The organism is Enterobacter hormaechei ATCC 49162 (genome assembly GCF_001875655.1).
In the GTDB taxonomy this organism is placed as follows: Bacteria; Pseudomonadota; Gammaproteobacteria; order Enterobacterales; family Enterobacteriaceae; genus Enterobacter; species Enterobacter hormaechei.
Genome location: NZ_MKEQ01000001.1, coordinates 3369628 through 3385235 on the forward strand (window position 1 = coordinate 3369628; position 15608 = coordinate 3385235).

General features: G+C 53.8%; 16 protein-coding genes and 4 tRNA genes. 7 read left to right on the forward strand and 13 right to left on the reverse strand.

Going from position 1 to position 15608, the window contains the following annotated elements:
* Positions 1-20: 20 nt before the first annotated feature.
* Both cysM and pdxK read left to right on the forward strand, forming a co-directional pair.
* Positions 21-932, forward strand: coding sequence for a cysteine synthase CysM (gene cysM / locus BH712_RS16725; protein ID WP_006811457.1), 912 nt, complete (start codon positions 21-23; stop codon positions 930-932).
* 5 nt (positions 933-937) lie between these two features.
* A complete protein-coding gene (gene pdxK / locus BH712_RS16730; protein WP_006811456.1) occupies positions 938-1774 on the forward strand; it encodes a pyridoxine/pyridoxal/pyridoxamine kinase in 837 nt (278 codons plus the stop codon).
* A gap of 44 nt (positions 1775-1818) precedes the next feature.
* On the opposite strand, the gene crr is transcribed toward pdxK, so the two are convergent.
* The 5 genes from crr to cysZ all read right to left on the reverse strand — a co-directional run bounded on the left by crr (position 1819) and on the right by cysZ (position 6613).
* A complete protein-coding gene (crr, locus tag BH712_RS16735; RefSeq protein WP_003861316.1) occupies positions 1819-2328 on the reverse strand; it encodes a PTS glucose transporter subunit IIA in 510 nt (169 codons plus the stop codon).
* Positions 2329-2368: 40 nt separating this feature from the next.
* On the reverse strand, positions 2369-4096 hold the full coding sequence (ptsI, locus tag BH712_RS16740; protein WP_006811455.1) for a phosphoenolpyruvate-protein phosphotransferase PtsI: 1728 nt from the start codon (positions 4094-4096) through the stop codon (positions 2369-2371).
* A 45-nt stretch (positions 4097-4141) separates the two neighbouring features.
* Positions 4142-4399 (reverse strand): phosphocarrier protein Hpr, encoded by a 258-nt coding sequence (gene ptsH, locus BH712_RS16745; protein ID WP_000487600.1) that lies wholly within the window; start codon positions 4397-4399, stop codon positions 4142-4144.
* 317 nt (positions 4400-4716) lie between these two features.
* Positions 4717-5688, reverse strand: a complete 972-nt coding sequence (gene cysK / locus BH712_RS16760) for a cysteine synthase A (RefSeq protein WP_006811453.1) — start codon at positions 5686-5688, stop codon at positions 4717-4719.
* A gap of 163 nt (positions 5689-5851) precedes the next feature.
* A complete protein-coding gene (gene cysZ, locus BH712_RS16765) occupies positions 5852-6613 on the reverse strand; it encodes a sulfate transporter CysZ (protein ID WP_006811452.1) in 762 nt (253 codons plus the stop codon).
* 229 nt (positions 6614-6842) lie between these two features.
* On the opposite strand from cysZ, the gene zipA reads away from it, so the two are divergent.
* The 3 genes from zipA (at position 6843) to BH712_RS16785 (ending at position 10139) form a co-directional block, all read left to right on the forward strand.
* On the forward strand, positions 6843-7838 hold the full coding sequence (zipA, locus tag BH712_RS16775) for a cell division protein ZipA (protein WP_006811450.1): 996 nt from the start codon (positions 6843-6845) through the stop codon (positions 7836-7838).
* 68 nt (positions 7839-7906) lie between these two features.
* Entirely contained in the window at positions 7907-9922 is a 2016-nt protein-coding gene (gene ligA / locus BH712_RS16780) for an NAD-dependent DNA ligase LigA (RefSeq protein ID WP_006811449.1), read from the forward strand.
* A gap of 1 nt (position 9923) precedes the next feature.
* On the forward strand, positions 9924-10139 hold the full coding sequence (locus BH712_RS16785) for a DUF3820 family protein (protein WP_003861328.1): 216 nt from the start codon (positions 9924-9926) through the stop codon (positions 10137-10139).
* Here BH712_RS16785 and BH712_RS16790 read toward each other — a convergent pair.
* Positions 10136-11131: a bile acid:sodium symporter family protein gene (locus BH712_RS16790; protein ID WP_006811448.1), complete on the reverse strand. Its 996-nt coding sequence runs from the start codon at positions 11129-11131 to the stop codon at positions 10136-10138. The genes BH712_RS16785 and BH712_RS16790 overlap by 4 nt on opposite strands.
* Before the next feature lie 89 nt (positions 11132-11220).
* On the opposite strand from BH712_RS16790, the gene BH712_RS16795 reads away from it, so the two are divergent.
* On the forward strand, positions 11221-12162 hold the full coding sequence (locus BH712_RS16795; protein WP_006811447.1) for a LysR family transcriptional regulator: 942 nt from the start codon (positions 11221-11223) through the stop codon (positions 12160-12162).
* Here BH712_RS16795 and BH712_RS16800 read toward each other — a convergent pair.
* From BH712_RS16800 to BH712_RS16820, 5 genes are all read right to left on the reverse strand, one after another.
* On the reverse strand, positions 12153-12494 hold the full coding sequence (locus tag BH712_RS16800; RefSeq protein WP_032673985.1) for a FlxA-like family protein: 342 nt from the start codon (positions 12492-12494) through the stop codon (positions 12153-12155). The genes BH712_RS16795 and BH712_RS16800 overlap by 10 nt on opposite strands.
* Before the next feature lie 137 nt (positions 12495-12631).
* Positions 12632-12707 (reverse strand) — tRNA-Lys (locus tag BH712_RS16805).
* A gap of 4 nt (positions 12708-12711) precedes the next feature.
* Positions 12712-12787: transfer RNA gene (locus tag BH712_RS16810), tRNA-Val, on the reverse strand.
* Between the two features lie 30 nt (positions 12788-12817).
* Positions 12818-12893 (reverse strand) — tRNA-Val (locus tag BH712_RS16815).
* 41 nt (positions 12894-12934) lie between these two features.
* Positions 12935-13010: transfer RNA gene (locus BH712_RS16820), tRNA-Val, on the reverse strand.
* A gap of 258 nt (positions 13011-13268) precedes the next feature.
* Here BH712_RS16820 and gltX point away from each other — a divergent pair.
* Positions 13269-14684 (forward strand): glutamate--tRNA ligase, encoded by a 1416-nt coding sequence (gene gltX / locus BH712_RS16825; RefSeq protein WP_006811444.1) that lies wholly within the window; start codon positions 13269-13271, stop codon positions 14682-14684.
* 51 nt (positions 14685-14735) lie between these two features.
* Here gltX and BH712_RS16830 read toward each other — a convergent pair whose 3' ends face one another.
* A complete protein-coding gene (locus BH712_RS16830) occupies positions 14736-15122 on the reverse strand; it encodes a YfeC-like transcriptional regulator (protein ID WP_195765243.1) in 387 nt (128 codons plus the stop codon).
* A gap of 1 nt (position 15123) precedes the next feature.
* Entirely contained in the window at positions 15124-15486 is a 363-nt protein-coding gene (locus BH712_RS16835) for a YfeC-like transcriptional regulator (RefSeq protein WP_006811442.1), read from the reverse strand.
* Between the last annotated feature and the right edge of the window lie 122 nt (positions 15487-15608).

Below are 15608 nucleotides of genomic sequence, written 5' to 3' on the forward strand. Positions count from 1 at the left end.
TTTTTTATTGAGTAAAAATCGTGAATACACTCGAACACACCATCGGCAACACCCCTCTGGTCAAACTTCAGCGCATGGGGTGTGACAACGGCAGCGAAATCTGGGTCAAACTTGAAGGCAATAACCCGGCGGGGTCGGTAAAAGACCGGGCGGCACTGTCGATGATTGTCCAGGCCGAAAAGCGCGGCGAGATAAAGCCCGGCGACGTGCTGATCGAAGCCACCAGCGGTAATACCGGCATTGCGCTGGCGATGATTGCCGCCCTGAAAGGCTATCGCATGAAGCTGCTGATGCCGGATAACATGAGCCAGGAGCGCCGGGCCGCCATGCGCGCGTATGGGGCCGAGCTGATTCTGGTGAGCAAAGAGCAGGGGATGGAAGGGGCACGCGACCTGGCGTTAGCGATGGCCGAGCGCGGGGAAGGCAAGCTGCTCGACCAGTTCAACAACCCGGACAACCCGTACGCGCACTACACCACCACCGGCCCGGAAATCTGGCAGCAAACCGACGGACGCATCACCCACTTTGTCTCCAGCATGGGGACTACGGGCACAATCACCGGTGTGTCCCGTTTTCTGCGCGAGCAGGAAAAAGCGGTCACTATTGTGGGCCTCCAGCCGGAGGAGGGGAGCAGCATACCGGGCATTCGTCGCTGGCCAGCGGAGTATATGCCGGGCATCTTTAATGCGCAGCTTGTGGATCAGGTGCTGGATATTCACCAGCGTGAGGCGGAAAATACCATGCGTGAGCTGGCCGTGCGTGAAGGTATCTTCTGCGGCGTCAGCTCTGGTGGTGCCGTAGCGGGCGCGATCCGGGTGGCCAAGTCCACGCCGGGGGCGGTGGTCGTCGCGATTATTTGCGATCGCGGCGATCGCTACCTGTCTACCGGTGTCTTTGGTGAAGAGAGTTATTCGCAGGGGGCGGGGATCTAAGCGTCATGGAGATGATTTTATTCCGGGATAACACCCGGGCGCAGCAAACCGATATTGTCGCCGTTCAGTCGCAGGTGGTGTACGGCAGCGTGGGTAACAGTATAGCGGTGCCGAATATTCGCACCCACCGGCTGAACGTTACCGCCGTGCCGACGGTGCTGTTCAGCAATACGCCGCATTACGACACTTTCTACGGCGGTGTGATCCCGGATGAGTGGTTCAGCGGCTACCTGAAGGCGCTGGAAGAGCGCGAGATCCTGCGCGAGCTAAAAGCGGTCACTACCGGCTATATGGGCAGCGCCAGCCAGATCGTGCTGCTGGCGCAGTGGCTGAAGGCGATCAAAGTACAACACCCCGATCTCCTGGTGCTGGTTGACCCGGTAATCGGGGACATCGACAGCGGGATGTACGTGAAGCCTGATATTCCTGAAGCCTACCGTGAGCATCTGTTGCCGCTGGCCCAGGGCATAACGCCTAACGTGTTTGAGCTGGAAGTGTTGAGTGGTAAACCGTGCCGTACGCCAGAGAGCGCCATTGCCGCCGCGCAGGGGCTGCTGTCCGACTCGCTGAAATGGGTGGCTATCACCAGCGCGCCAGTGGCCGACGATCCGCAGAATATTCACGTCGTGCTGGTAAGTGAAGAGGGGGTTACCGTAAGCGCGCACCCGCGCGTAGAGACGGATCTGAAAGGAACGGGCGATCTGTTCTGTTCAGAGCTGGTCAGCGGTATTGTCGGCGGGAAAACCGTGGCTGACGCCATTCGCATGGCGGGAGATCGGGTGACTGACGTTATGATCTATACGCAGTCGAAAGGCTATGACGAGCTTATCCTGCCTGCATAAACAAAAATAGCGCCCGAAGGCGCCATTTTTCTGTGCGGCAAGAATTACTTCTTGATGCGGATAACCGGGGTTTCACCCACGGTGACGCTGCCAGACAGTTTGATCAGTTCTTTGATTTCGTCCATGTTGGAGATAACAACCGGAGTCAGGGTAGACTTCGCTTTTTCTTCCAGCAGTGGCAGATCGAATTCAATCACCGGGTCGCCAACTTTAACACGCTGGCCTTCTTCCGCGATACGTTTGAAGCCTTCGCCTTTCAGTTCAACGGTGTCGATACCGAAGTGAACGAACAGTTCGATACCGCTATCGGATTCGATAGAGAACGCATGGTTGGTTTCAAAAATTTTACCGATGGTGCCGTCAACTGGAGCAACCATTTTGTTGCCAGTTGGTTTGATAGCAATGCCATCACCAACGATTTTCTCAGCAAACACTACATCCGGCACGTCTTCGATGTTGACGATCTCGCCGGAGAGCGGAGCAACAATCTCAATAGTTCCGGAGTCTTTCTTGTCATCAGAAACCAGAGATTTCAGTTTATCGAACAAACCCATGATCTTCTCCTAAGCAGTAAATTGGGCCGCATCTCGTGGATTAGCAGATTGTTTTTTCTTCAATGAACTTGTTAACCAGCGTCATTAACTCGTCCGTTGTCGGTTGAGCAAGAGCCTGCTCTGCTAACACCTTCGCATCTTCGAAGTTCGTGTTACGGATAATCTTCTTAATGCGCGGGATGGAAATGGCGCTCATAGAGAATTCGTCCAGACCCATACCCAGCAACAGAAGTGTAGCACGTTCGTCGCCTGCAAGCTCACCACACATGCCAGTCCATTTACCTTCTGCATGAGAAGCATCAATAACTTGCTTGATCAAATTCAGTACGGACGGTGACATTGGCTGGTAGAGATGTGAAATCATATCATTACCACGGTCAACTGCCAGGGTGTACTGCGTTAAATCATTGGTACCGATACTAAAGAAATCAACTTCTTTGGCTAAATGACGCGCAATGGTCGCGGCTGCCGGTGTTTCCACCATCACGCCGATCTCAATGGATTCGTCAAAGGCTTTACCTTCGTCACGCAGTTCCTGTTTGTAGATTTCGATCTCTTTCTTCAGCGCACGCACTTCTTCAACAGAGATGATCATCGGGAACATGATGCGCAGCTTACCGAAAGCAGAGGCACGCAGAATAGCGCGAACCTGGTCACGCAGGATCTCTTTGCGATCCATGGCGATACGCACGGCACGCCAGCCCAGGAACGGGTTCTCTTCTTTCGGGAAGTTCATGTACGGCAGCTCTTTGTCGCCACCGATGTCCATGGTACGGACGATAACGGCCTGCGAGCCGCATGCTTCCGCAACCGCTTTGTACGCTGCAAACTGCTCTTCTTCCGTTGGCAGGGCGTCGCGGTCCATGAACAGGAATTCAGTACGATACAGACCTACACCTTCCGCACCGTTGCGCTCAGCGCCGTCAACGTCGCGTACGGTACCGATGTTAGCGCACACTTCAACCTGATGACCGTCCAGCGTGATGGCTGGCAGATCTTTCAGTTTAGCGAGTTCCGCTTTCTCGGTAGCAACCTGCTCCTGAACGGAACGCAGTTGCTCGATCACATCGTTAGTTGGGTTGACGTAAACCACGTTGTTTACGGCATCCAGAATCAGATAGTCGTCGTTTTTCACCTGAGAGGTGACGCTACCGGTACCCACAATAGCAGGCAGTTCCAGAGAACGCGCCATGATGGAGGTGTGGGAGGTACGGCCACCTGCGTCGGTGATGAAACCCAGCACCTTGTTCAGGTTCAGCTGTGCGGTTTCAGACGGGGTCAGGTCAGCGGCAACCAGGATCACTTCGTCCTGAATCGCGCTCAGATCGATAATGGCCAGACCCAGGATGTTGCGCAGCAGGCGCTTACCGATGTCACGTACGTCAGCCGCACGTTCTTTCAGGTATTCATCGTCCAGCTCTTCCAGGGCAGATGCCTGACCTTCGATAACTTCATGCGCAGCCGCGTCAGCCGTCATGCCTTTATCTTTAATCAGGGCTATGATTTCCTGCTCCAGCTCCTCATCTTCAAGCAGCATAATGTGCCCTTCGAAGATGGCTTCTTTTTCTTCACCGAAAGTTTCGCCAGCTTTAGTTTTAATCGCTTCCAGTTGCGCAGATGCCTTGGCACGACCGCTCAGAAAACGTTCAACTTCCTGATCAACCTTGTCGGCAGAAATTTTTTTCCGGTCAATGACGATTTCGTCTTCTTTCAGCAGCAATGCTTTGCCGAAAGCGATACCCGGGGATGCTAAAATGCCTGAAATCATAACCCTACCTTACTTGTGACTGATATTGAAAAGAACCCGGTAAACTTACTCGAGTTCAGCCATCAGCTTAACCAGATGCTCAACTGCTTTCTGCTCGTCTTCACCTTCCGCGGAGATGGTGACAACGGTACCCTGAGTCAGGCCCAGAGTTTGCAGCTTGAACAGGCTTTTTGCGCTAGCGCTTTTGCCGTTGGAAGTCACAGTGATTTCAGAAGTGAAGCCTTTCGCTTCTTTAACAAACTGAGCAGCAGGGCGGGTGTGCAGACCGTTCGGAGCGGTAATGGTAACTTCTTGCTGGAACATTGTATTTCCCCAACTTATAGGTTTAGTGTTGTGGAACTAAAGTCTAGCCTGGCGACTTAACTTTAGCCTGTATAGTTAGCGCTGACGTTTCAATCGTCATTAAACATTATGCAGTGAAAGCAAGACTTGAACCAAATCATAAAATCGATTCAGCAGCGCTATTTCGTTCACCGATTAATTTCGCGCATCAAAATAATTGCTGGTTTAAATACCAGACCCAACGGGGTGAAGCAATGCCAGGAGGGGTAAAAGTTTGAAGCAGGCCACAAAAAAGCACCTGAAAAGGTGCTTTTTTACGCGTTTTTAACATGCTGGCATCACTGTTGCAGTTCTTTCTCAGTGAAGAGATCGGCAAACAGTGCTGTGCTTAAGTAACGCTCACCCGAAGACGGTAGGATAACCACAATGTTCTTATTGGTAAAGGTTTCATCTTCCAGAAGTTTGAGGGCTGCCGCAACCGCCGCACCGGAAGAGATACCCGCCAGAATGCCTTCTTCGTCCATCAGGCGACGCGCCGTAGAAATGGCTTCTTCATTGGTAATGGCGACCACTTTATCAATTAGCTTCAGATCCAGGTTGCCTGGAATAAAGCCTGCGCCGATACCCTGAATTTTGTGTGGGCCTGGCTTAATTTCTTCGCCCGCCAGCGCCTGCGCGATAACCGGTGAGTCGGTTGGCTCAACGGCAACGGTAATCAGGTCTTTTTTACCTTTCGTGCCTTTAATATAGCGAGACACCCCGGTCAGCGTACCGCCGGTGCCTACGCCGGAGATAAACACATCAACCTGACCGTCGGTATCTTCCCAGATTTCCGGGCCGGTGGTTTTCTCATGAATTTCCGGGTTGGCCGGATTGCTGAACTGCTGAAGCAGCAGATATTTTGCCGGATCGCTGGCGACAATTTCTTCGGCTTTCTGAATCGCGCCCTTCATGCCTTTCGCGCCTTCGGTCAGAACCAGATTCGCACCCAGCGCTTTCAGCAGCTTACGGCGCTCAATGCTCATGGTTTCAGGCATAGTCAGCGTCAGCTTATAGCCGCGCGCCGCCGCAACATAGGCCAGAGCGATACCGGTATTGCCGCTGGTGGGTTCAACCAGCTCAACGCCAGGTTTCAGCACGCCACGCTTTTCAGCATCCCAAATCATATTCGCACCGATACGGCATTTCACGCTGAAGCTTGGGTTACGAGATTCGACCTTCGCCAGAATGCGTCCATTACCGATACGGTTCAGTCGAACCAGGGGCGTATGACCGATAGTCAGCGAGTTGTCTTCATAAATCTTACTCATGGCCTGTCCTTAACTGTATGAAATTGGGATACCGACCCAGCATACCTGTTGAATAAGTATGGGGAAGTAAGGAAATCGCATATCTATATGCTGCAAGGAAATAATGGGGATCAGTATGGAATAAGGGGCGGCATAAGCCACCCCTGTTTTACACATTTTTGCATTACTTCCATAACGCGTGCTTAGCACGGTAGCAGTCCACCCACATTGCCGTCGCGCCGCAAACGGCAACGGGCATGATGAATAAATTCAGGAAAGGGATCATGGTGAACAGGCTGGTGAGGGCACCAAACTGCATGTTGGCAACCTTCTGAGTGCGCAGGGCAGTTCGCATCTCTTTAAACGGCACTTTGTGGTTATCGAACGGATAGTCGCAGTACTGGATAGCAAGCATCCAGGCGCTGAACAGGAACCACAGCACGGGCGCGACCGTCTGGCCGATCCCGGGTACAAAATAAAGGATAAGCAGCACAATCGCGCGCGGCAGGTACCAGGCGAACTTCTGCCATTCACGCTTCATGATACGGGGGAGATCTTTCACGATACCCAGTACGCCCGTGTCAGGTGGCGTCGCACCGGTCAGTCGCGCTTCCAGCTGTTCGGCCAGCAGACCGTTGAACGGCGCGGCTATCCAGTTTGCTATCGTCGAAAAGAAATAGCCGAAAACCAGCAGCACGGAAATGACCGCAATCGGCCAGAGCAGGTAGTCTAGCCACTGTAACCAGTCCGGCACATAGCTCATCAGAGAAGGGATCCAGCTTTCCAGTCTGGTGAACAGCCACCAGAAGGCCCCGCCCATCAGAATAATGTTGATCAGTAACGGCAAAATAACGAAGCGTCGAATGCCCGGCAGGGAGACCAGTTTCCAGCCCTGAGAAAAGTACCAGACCCCGCTACGTGGGGCAGAAGAAGATGTTGAAACCATACCAGGCTGTACTCCTTTTTACACAACCAGTGGAATTGCCCGCCTATATTATCCAGTTATGGACCAATGACCAGTTCGGAAATGTTCGAAAAACCAGCAAAAAGCACGATTTAGTTCATCTTTATGCTGTGAATGCTCTGCATACACTTGCACTTGACGTAAACGGCAAATACTCTTAGTGAGTAAATGTTTGCCGTGGTGGCAAGGTGTTAGAACAACAGAGAATATAATGATGCAGGATTTGCGTCTGATATTAATCATTGTTGGCGCGATCGCCATAATCGCTTTACTGGTACATGGTTTCTGGACCAGCCGTAAAGAGCGTTCCTCTATGTTTCGCGATCGTCCACTGAAGCGCATGAAGTCCAGTCGTGACGACGATGACGTTGAAGACGACATCGACGGTCTGGACGACGACGGCGTGGGTGAAGTTCGTGTTCATCGGGTCAATACTACGCCCGGCGCAGCGCATGGAGAGCATGAAGCCCCCCGCGCTCCGCAGCACCAGTATCAACCACCGTATGCCTCTGCCCAGCCGCGCCAGCCAGCGCCGCCGCCAGTGGAAGAGCCTGTGCGTCATCCGCCGCAGCAGCCCGTGCAACAGCAACCCGTTGCGCCACAGCCTGTGCAGCCGCAACCTGTGCAACAGCCTGCACAGCCAGTGCAACAGCCACAGCCTGTTCAACAGCCGCAGCCGGTACAACAACCGCAGCCGCAACCTGAACCGCCTGCGCCACAGCCCGCTCCGCGCGTTGAGCCAGAGCCAGTAGCCGAGCCAGAACCGGTTGTTGAAAAGCCGCAGCGTAAAGAATCGGTGATCATCATGAACGTGGCTGCCCATCATGGCACCCATCTGAACGGTGACGTGCTGCTTAACAGCATCCAACAGGCAGGCTTTAAGTTCGGCGACATGAATATTTTCCATCGCCACCTCAGCCCTGACGGTAGCGGTCCGGCGTTGTTCAGCCTGGCCAATATGGTCAATCCAGGCACGTTTGACCCGGAAATGACCGGTGATTTCGTCACGCCGGGCGTAACGATCTTTATGCAGGTGCCGTCCTACGGTGACGAACTGCAAAACTTTAAGCTGATGCTCCAGTCCGCTCAGCACATCGCCGACGAAGTGGGCGGTGTGGTGCTCGACGATCAGCGTCGAATGATGACGCCGCAGAAACTGCGCGAGTATCAGGACCGCATCCGCGAAGTTAAGGAAGCGAACGCGTAATCGTCGCGTTAACGTCAACTCCTCCTCAACCCCCGCCTGTCGGGGGTTTTTCTCATTGATGGTGCGATATGGACTCAATCGAACAACAACTTACTGAACTGCGAACCACGCTTCGCCATCATGAATATCTCTATCATGTTATGGATGCACCGGAAGTGCCGGATGCGGAGTATGACCGCCTGATGCGTGAACTGCGTGAGCTGGAAGCGCAGCACCCTGAACTAATTACGCCCGATTCCCCAACGCAGCGCGTCGGCGCGGAACCGCTGGGCGCTTTCAGCCAGGTGCGCCACGAAGTGCCGATGCTGTCGCTGGATAACGTGTTTGATGAAGAGAGTTTTCTGGCTTTCAACAAGCGTGTACAGGATCGCCTGAAGAGCGTCGACAACCTGAGCTGGTGCTGCGAGCTAAAGCTGGATGGTCTGGCCGTCAGTATTCTTTACGAGAACGGTGTGATGGTGCGTGCCGCAACGCGCGGCGACGGCACTACCGGGGAAGATATCACCACCAACGTGCGTACCATTCGTGCGATCCCGCTGAAACTGCGTGGCGATAATATTCCTGCCCGGCTGGAAGTGCGCGGGGAAGTGTTCCTTCCGCAGGCGGGCTTCGAGAAGATCAACGAAGAAGCGCGTCGTACCGGCGGAAAAGTATTTGCTAACCCGCGTAACGCGGCGGCAGGTTCACTGCGCCAGCTCGATCCGCGTATCACCGCGAAGCGACCACTTACTTTCTTCTGCTACGGCGTCGGGATCCTGGAAGGCGGTGACCTGCCTGACACCCACCTGGGTCGTTTATTGCAGTTCAAAGAGTGGGGGTTGCCGGTAAGCAATCGCGTGCAGCTCTGCGACTCTCCGGAGGCGGTGTTGGCCTTCTATCACAAGGTTGAAGAAGATCGTCCTACGCTCGGGTTTGATATTGATGGCGTAGTGATTAAGGTCAACTCCCTGGCATTGCAGGAACAGTTGGGTTTTGTGGCCCGTGCGCCACGCTGGGCGGTCGCCTTTAAGTTCCCGGCGCAGGAGCAGATGACCTTCGTTCGCGACGTGGAGTTTCAGGTAGGACGTACGGGGGCGATTACGCCAGTGGCACGTCTGGAACCAGTGCAGGTGGCTGGCGTGCTGGTAAGTAACGCCACGCTGCATAACGCTGATGAAATTGCGCGTCTGGGTCTGCGCATTGGTGACAAAGTGGTGATTCGCCGTGCGGGGGATGTGATCCCGCAGGTGGTTAACGTTGTGGAATCAGAGCGTCCTGCCGATACCCGCGCCATCGAGTTTCCAGCCCATTGTCCGGTATGTGGTTCGGACGTTGAGCGCGTGGAAGGTGAAGCGGTAACGCGCTGTACGGGCGGCTTAATCTGTGGTGCGCAGCGTAAAGAATCCCTGAAGCACTTTGTCTCCCGCCGGGCGATGGATGTCGACGGAATGGGTGACAAGATAATCGACCAGTTGGTTGAGAAAGAGTACGTTCATACGCCAGCGGACCTCTTTACCCTGACGGCAGGTAAGCTAACCGGGCTTGATCGTATGGGTCCGAAATCTGCCCAGAACATCGTCAACGCGCTCGAGGCGGCCAAAAACACCACCTTTGCCCGTTTCCTTTATGCGCTCGGCATTCGTGAAGTCGGAGAGGCGACGGCGGCCGGGCTGGCGGCCTATTTCGGCACGCTGGACGCGCTGGAGAAAGCCACCATCGACGAGCTACAGAAAGTCCCTGATGTCGGCATTGTGGTCGCCACCCATGTCTATAACTTCTTCGCCGAAGAGAGCAACCGTGAAGTGATCGGTAAATTACTGGAGCAGGGGATTCACTGGCCTGCGCCGGTGGTGGTTAATGCCGAAGAGATCGACAGCCCGTTTGCCGGTAAAACGGTGGTGCTGACCGGCAGCCTGAGCCAGCTCTCGCGCGATGACGCAAAAGCGCGCCTGGTGGCGCTGGGGGCAAAAGTAGCAGGCAGCGTGTCAAAGAAAACCGACCTGGTGATTGCCGGGGAAGCGGCCGGTTCGAAGCTGGCAAAAGCGCAGGAGCTTGGCATCGAGGTGATCGATGAAGCGGAAATGATGCGCCTGTTAGGAGAGTAACGTGGAAAAAGAGCAGCTCGTTGAGATCGCCAATACGGAGATGCCGTTCGGTAAATATAAGGGCCGCAGGCTTATTGATTTACCCGAGGAGTATCTGCTGTGGTTTGCTCGTAAGGACGAGTTCCCCGCCGGGCGTCTGGGCGAGCTGATGGCAATCACGTTACTGATCAAAACTGAGGGGCTGACCCAGCTGGTGCAGCCCCTGAAACGCCCTTAAACTTTCGCGGCGCGGGTCTCTTCCTGCGCCAGCTTTTCAGTCTGCGCCTTGTAACGCCGCGCCAGTACCGCACACACCATCAGCTGGATCTGATGGAAAATCATCAGCGGCAACACCATCATTCCAATTATGGACGTCGGGAACAGAATATTGGCCATTGGGATCCCGTTGGCGAGGCTCTTTTTCGAACCGCAAAATACAATGGTGATTTCATCGGCCTTATTGAACCCGCATTTGCGGGCCACAAAAACGTTAACCGCGATGACAATGGCCAGCAGAACGATGCTCACCACCACAATAAACAGCAGCGATCCTGCGCCCACCCTGTGCCAGATGCCGTTCACCACGGCTTCGCTGAAGGCCGTATAAACCACCAACAGAATTGAGCTTTGATCCGTTTTCCCGATCCATTTTTTATGTTTCGCCACAAACGCCCCAGTCCAGGGACGGGATAAGTGTCCGAGCACAAACGGCAGCAGCAGTTGCAGACAAATTTTACCTACCTGCTCCAGATTACCTTCTGCACCGTGCATGTTCATCAGCAGACCGACCAGCAGCGGTGAAACAAAGATCCCCAGCAGGCTGGAAGCGGAAGCAGAACAGACCGCAGCCGCGACGTTACCGCCTGCCAGCGAGGTAAAGGCAATAGCGGACTGCACGGTAGCTGGCAAAATGCACAGATAGAGGAAACCGGTATACAGCGCCGGATCGACATTCACCGGTGCCCACCAGGCAAACAGCACCCCCAGGACCGGGAAGAGGATGAAGGTGCTGCACATGACCCACAGGTGGAGACGCCAGTGGCTGCCACCTGCAATAATGGCTTCCCGGGAGAGTTTGGCACCGTGCATAAAGAACAGCAGGGCGATGGCGGCCGTTGTCAGCCCTTCAATAACCGGAACGAAACCGCCCCGCGCCGGGAAGAACGAGGCCAGCAAGACGACACCGATCAGGGTCAGCGTAAACGGATCAAGGATACGAAAAAGTTTCATAATCACTCCTGAAAACAGATGCCGCTATTGTGCTGTCTTCCCTTTGAGAAATAAAATTGATTTATTGCATCCATTCATGAATTTAACAGATGAATTATTCCTTACGTCAGCTTCGCGTTTTTGTCACCGTCGCGCAGGCCCGCAGCTTTAGCCGGGCAGGGGAGATGATTGGCCTCAGCCAGTCGGCCGTCAGTCACAGCGTTAAAGAGCTGGAAACCCAAACCGGCGTGAAGCTGCTCGACCGCACGACGCGAGAAGTGGTCCTCACCGAAGCGGGACAGCAGCTGGCAACGCGTCTGGAGAGGCTGCTGGATGAACTGAACAGTACGTTGAGGGATGTGGGACGGCTCGGGCAACAGCTTTCCGGCACCGTGAGAGTGGCGGCGAGCCAGACGATTTCGGCGCATCTTATTCCCCAATGCATCGCAGAAAGTAACCACCGCTATCCGGATATCGATTTTGTTTTACACGACAGGCCGCAGCAGTGGGTACTGGAGAGCATTCGTCAGGGGGACGTGGATTTCGGGATTGTTATTGATCCCGGCGCGGTAAGCGACCTGGAATGTGAAGTGGTGCTCTCGGAGCCCTTTTTATTGCTCTGCCGCGATGATGATCCTCTGGCATCGCTGCCACAGGTGACCTGGCAAGCCTTGCAGGGGGCAAACCTGGTGCTACAGGATTATGCATCTGGCAGCCGCCCGCTGATAGATGCCGCACTGGTCGCTCAGGGCGTTAAGGCAACCATTGTGCAGGAGATTGGGCATCCTGCCACGCTTTTCCCCATGGTCGAGGCAGGGATTGGGATCAGCGTGCTACCGGCGCTGGCGCTGCCACTCCCGCAGGGGAGTCGTTTAACGGTGAAGCGTTTCGTGCCCTGTGTCGAACGCCAGCTGATGCTGGTACGCCGTAAAAACAGGTCTCTTTCTGGAGCAGCCCATGCCTGCTGGGATGTGGTGCGTATGCAGGCCAGATGTTTGATGGAGGCCCGCACACGCGATCCACTCTTCAACGAAACCAATAATCAGATGTAGATATCAATCTGATGCTCCGCGGAGGGCTTATTAACGCCTTCCGCGACTGCCTGACCTTTTTCCTGTTTTGGCATCGCCTCTTCGGCCTGCTGACGCTGCAACTGCGCCAGCTGTGCCTGCAACATAGCCAGCTGGGATTCGAGTAATTCTTGCTGCTTTTGTTTTTCTTCTGCTGAGGCATCACCCATGGCGACTTCTTTGAGTTGCTGAGTGACTTTCGTTATCTGTTTGGTCAGCCGGTTGATTTGTGAGGCAATGTCGTTTCCGCCGGAGCTGTTATCTACGCTGCCGATTTCCATCGCCGACAGAGAAACGGGCTTAAGTGTTGTCATTTTGAGATCCTTTTCGCCATAAAATAGGGGTATCGGCAAAAAAGGCGTGAGCTTGAGTAAAACAAGCGATGTGGCTGCAAGGGGAATTTACTGTATCGCAGATAGCAAAAAAGCGCCTTTAGGGCGCTTTTTTACATTGGTGGGTCGTGCAGGATTCGAACCTGCGACCAATTGATTAAAAGTCAACTGCTCTACCAACTGAGCTAACGACCCGAAATGGTGGGCGATGACGGGCTCGAACCGCCGACCCCCTCCGTGTAAAGGAGATGCTCTACCAACTGAGCTAATCGCCCATTTCGGAACTGCTACGATAAGGTTGAGAATGGTGGGCGATGACGGGCTCGAACCGCCGACCCCCTCCGTGTAAAGGAGATGCTCTACCAACTGAGCTAATCGCCCAATCTCAATTCTTATCTACACTGCGGGTCTACCGAAGTAGATGGTGGGTGATGACGGGCTCGAACCGCCGACCCCCTCCGTGTAAAGGAGATGCTCTACCAACTGAGCTAATCACCCCCGCTGTGTGGAGTCGCATTATAGGGAGAGTTGAAAATGAGTCAACGCATTTTCTAAAGTTTTTATTCGTTCGTCGTAAAATTAGTCAAAACGATCGCAAAACGGACTGTGGCGCATAATTTCTAAACAAAAACAGCAATCTCGAACCGGATAAAGTGATCGACATTGAGGAATCGGCCCACAGTGATAGAATATTGCCCATTGTTTTCTTCCCAGGATTTGCCGATTACCGGCATCTATATAACGTAAGGCCATTTCATGAAAATCAAAACTCGCTTCGCGCCGAGCCCGACAGGCTATCTGCATGTCGGTGGTGCACGTACCGCTCTCTATTCCTGGCTTTTCGCACGCCACAACAAAGGTGAGTTTGTGCTGCGTATAGAAGACACCGATCTGGAGCGCTCAACGCCGGAAGCAATTGAAGCCATTATGGATGGGATGAACTGGCTGAATCTGGCGTGGGACGAAGGCCCCTACTTCCAGACCAAACGTTTTGACCGCTATAACGCCGTCATTGACGAGATGCTGGTCGCAGGCACGGCCTATAAGTGCTACTGCTCCAGGGAGCGTCTGGATGCGCTGCGCGAAGAGCAAATGGCAAAAGGCGAAAAACCGCGTTATGACGGTCGTTGCCGCCATGACCACAGCGAGCATGCTGCTGATGAGCCTTGCGTAGTGCGTTTTGCTAACCCGCAGGATGGCTCTGTTATCTTTGATGATCAGATCCGTGGCCCGATCGAATTCAGCAACCAGGAGCTGGATGACCTCATCATTCGTCGTACTGACGGATCGCCAACCTATAACTTCTGCGTGGTTGTAGACGACTGGGATATGGAAATCACTCACGTGATCCGTGGTGAAGACCATATCAATAACACCCCGCGTCAGATCAACATTCTGAAAGCGCTGAACGCGCCTGTACCGGTGTATGCGCACGTATCGATGATCAACGGTGACGACGGCAAAAAGCTGTCCAAACGTCATGGCGCGGTGAGCGTAATGCAGTACCGTGACGATGGCTATCTGCCGGAAGCGCTGCTGAACTACCTGGTGCGTCTGGGCTGGGCTCACGGTGACCAGGAGATCTTCAGCCGCGAAGAGATGATCGAGCTGTTCTCTCTGAACTCAGTGAGCAAATCCGCCAGCGCGTTCAACACTGACAAACTGCTGTGGCTGAACCATCACTACATCAATACCATGCAGCCAGAATATGTGGCGACTTATCTGCAATGGCACATTGAGCAGGCAAACATTGATACCCGTACGGGCCCGGAACTGGCAGATCTGGTGAAGCTGCTTGGCGAGCGTTGCAAAACGCTGAAAGAGATCGCCGAGAGCTGCCGCTACTTCTATGAAGAGTTTGACGCGTTCGATGCCGACGCGGCCAAGAAACACCTGCGTCCGGTTGCGCGTCAGCCGCTGGAAGTGGTGCGCGACAAACTTGACGCTATTACCGAATGGACGGCGGAAAATGTTCACCACGCGATTCAGGCTACTGCTGATGAGCTGGAAATTGGCATGGGTAAAGTCGGTATGCCGCTGCGCGTTGCGGTGACGGGTGCAGGCCAGTCACCGGCGCTGGACGTGACCGTTCATGCAATCGGCAAATCACGTAGCGTTGCGCGAATCAACAAGGCTCTGGGATTTATTGCTGAGCGCGAAAGCCAGCAGTAATGCTCGTGTAATATAAAAAACGGCAGGGTGACCTGCCGTTTTTTATGCCTGTTATTCAGCAATACCGAGACGCGTGAGAAAACCCTGCAAACCTTCACGAGCGAGCAATGTGCGCAAACGTTCCTGTTCGACAGTCGTCATGTTTTCAAGTGAGTCAATAATTTGTGGGAGCAAGCTGGATGAGGTTGCCACGCCGTAGTGGGAGGGGCTTTCCTCTACATGGTAAACAGCCCGACGGTTACGAATGGCGGGGAGACTTATGATGTGTTCCTTAACGTGCGCATCAATACATATCACCCTCGCTCTTCCGCCTTTTACGCCATTAATACCCTCCGTTTTCCATCCTTTTTGTCGTATCCAGCGATTAACGGTTTGTCGGGCTACACCCAGACTGTCCGCCAGCTCTTCCGTGGTCATTTTACTGCGTAATCTTTTCATATCAGCGTTGGTCGCGAATCCCTAGACGTTGTAACAAACCGGTAATCCCTTCCCGCAGTAACAGCGAAGTCATCTGCTTTTGCTCTTCCGGCGTCATTTCATTCGCCAGCGTCAGGAGCAGGGCGTGAAGTGAACCTTCCTGGTATGCCTTATCTGGCATTTCCGGCGACTCTGTTGCCCTGCGTGCGCTGCGAATAAAGTCGCGCACTTTTTCATTGACGTGTACCAGACGTGCCTTGCCACCCTGAACGCCTGGTTTTGGCGATGTAATCCAACCCTCTTTGCGTACCCATTTATTGATGGTCTGTCGGCTATAGCCAGTCAGCAGGGCTAACTCCTCTGGCGTCATTCGTTCCTTGATCATACAATTTCCTGAATATCTGTGGGGTTAATTAGTGGTTCATTTTATAGCACCGTTTTACGTGAAAACGTGACAAGCTTAACTCCTGGCTGCGAGCAGGCTCGCAAAGTGATTCATTTGCATGA

What these genes read in the sequence shown, in the direction of transcription:
- ptsH (WP_000487600.1), bottom strand. Translation starts at nt 4,399, where the DNA reads ATGTTCCAGCAAGAAGTTACCATTACCGCTCCGAACGGTCTGCACACC.
- BH712_RS16830 (WP_195765243.1), bottom strand. Translation starts at nt 15,122, where the DNA reads ATGAAAAGATTACGCAGTAAAATGACCACGGAAGAGCTGGCGGACAGT.
- BH712_RS16800 (WP_032673985.1), bottom strand. Translation starts at nt 12,494, where the DNA reads ATGACAACACTTAAGCCCGTTTCTCTGTCGGCGATGGAAATCGGCAGC.
- gltX (WP_006811444.1), top strand. Translation starts at nt 13,269, where the DNA reads ATGAAAATCAAAACTCGCTTCGCGCCGAGCCCGACAGGCTATCTGCAT.
- ptsI (WP_006811455.1), bottom strand. Translation starts at nt 4,096, where the DNA reads ATGATTTCAGGCATTTTAGCATCCCCGGGTATCGCTTTCGGCAAAGCA.
- cysK (WP_006811453.1), bottom strand. Translation starts at nt 5,688, where the DNA reads ATGAGTAAGATTTATGAAGACAACTCGCTGACTATCGGTCATACGCCC.
- zipA (WP_006811450.1), top strand. Translation starts at nt 6,843, where the DNA reads ATGATGCAGGATTTGCGTCTGATATTAATCATTGTTGGCGCGATCGCC.
- cysZ (WP_006811452.1), bottom strand. Translation starts at nt 6,613, where the DNA reads ATGGTTTCAACATCTTCTTCTGCCCCACGTAGCGGGGTCTGGTACTTT.
- ligA (WP_006811449.1), top strand. Translation starts at nt 7,907, where the DNA reads ATGGACTCAATCGAACAACAACTTACTGAACTGCGAACCACGCTTCGC.
- crr (WP_003861316.1), bottom strand. Translation starts at nt 2,328, where the DNA reads ATGGGTTTGTTCGATAAACTGAAATCTCTGGTTTCTGATGACAAGAAA.
- pdxK (WP_006811456.1), top strand. Translation starts at nt 938, where the DNA reads ATGGAGATGATTTTATTCCGGGATAACACCCGGGCGCAGCAAACCGAT.
- BH712_RS16795 (WP_006811447.1), top strand. Translation starts at nt 11,221, where the DNA reads ATGAATTATTCCTTACGTCAGCTTCGCGTTTTTGTCACCGTCGCGCAG.
- BH712_RS16790 (WP_006811448.1), bottom strand. Translation starts at nt 11,131, where the DNA reads ATGAAACTTTTTCGTATCCTTGATCCGTTTACGCTGACCCTGATCGGT.
- BH712_RS16835 (WP_006811442.1), bottom strand. Translation starts at nt 15,486, where the DNA reads ATGATCAAGGAACGAATGACGCCAGAGGAGTTAGCCCTGCTGACTGGC.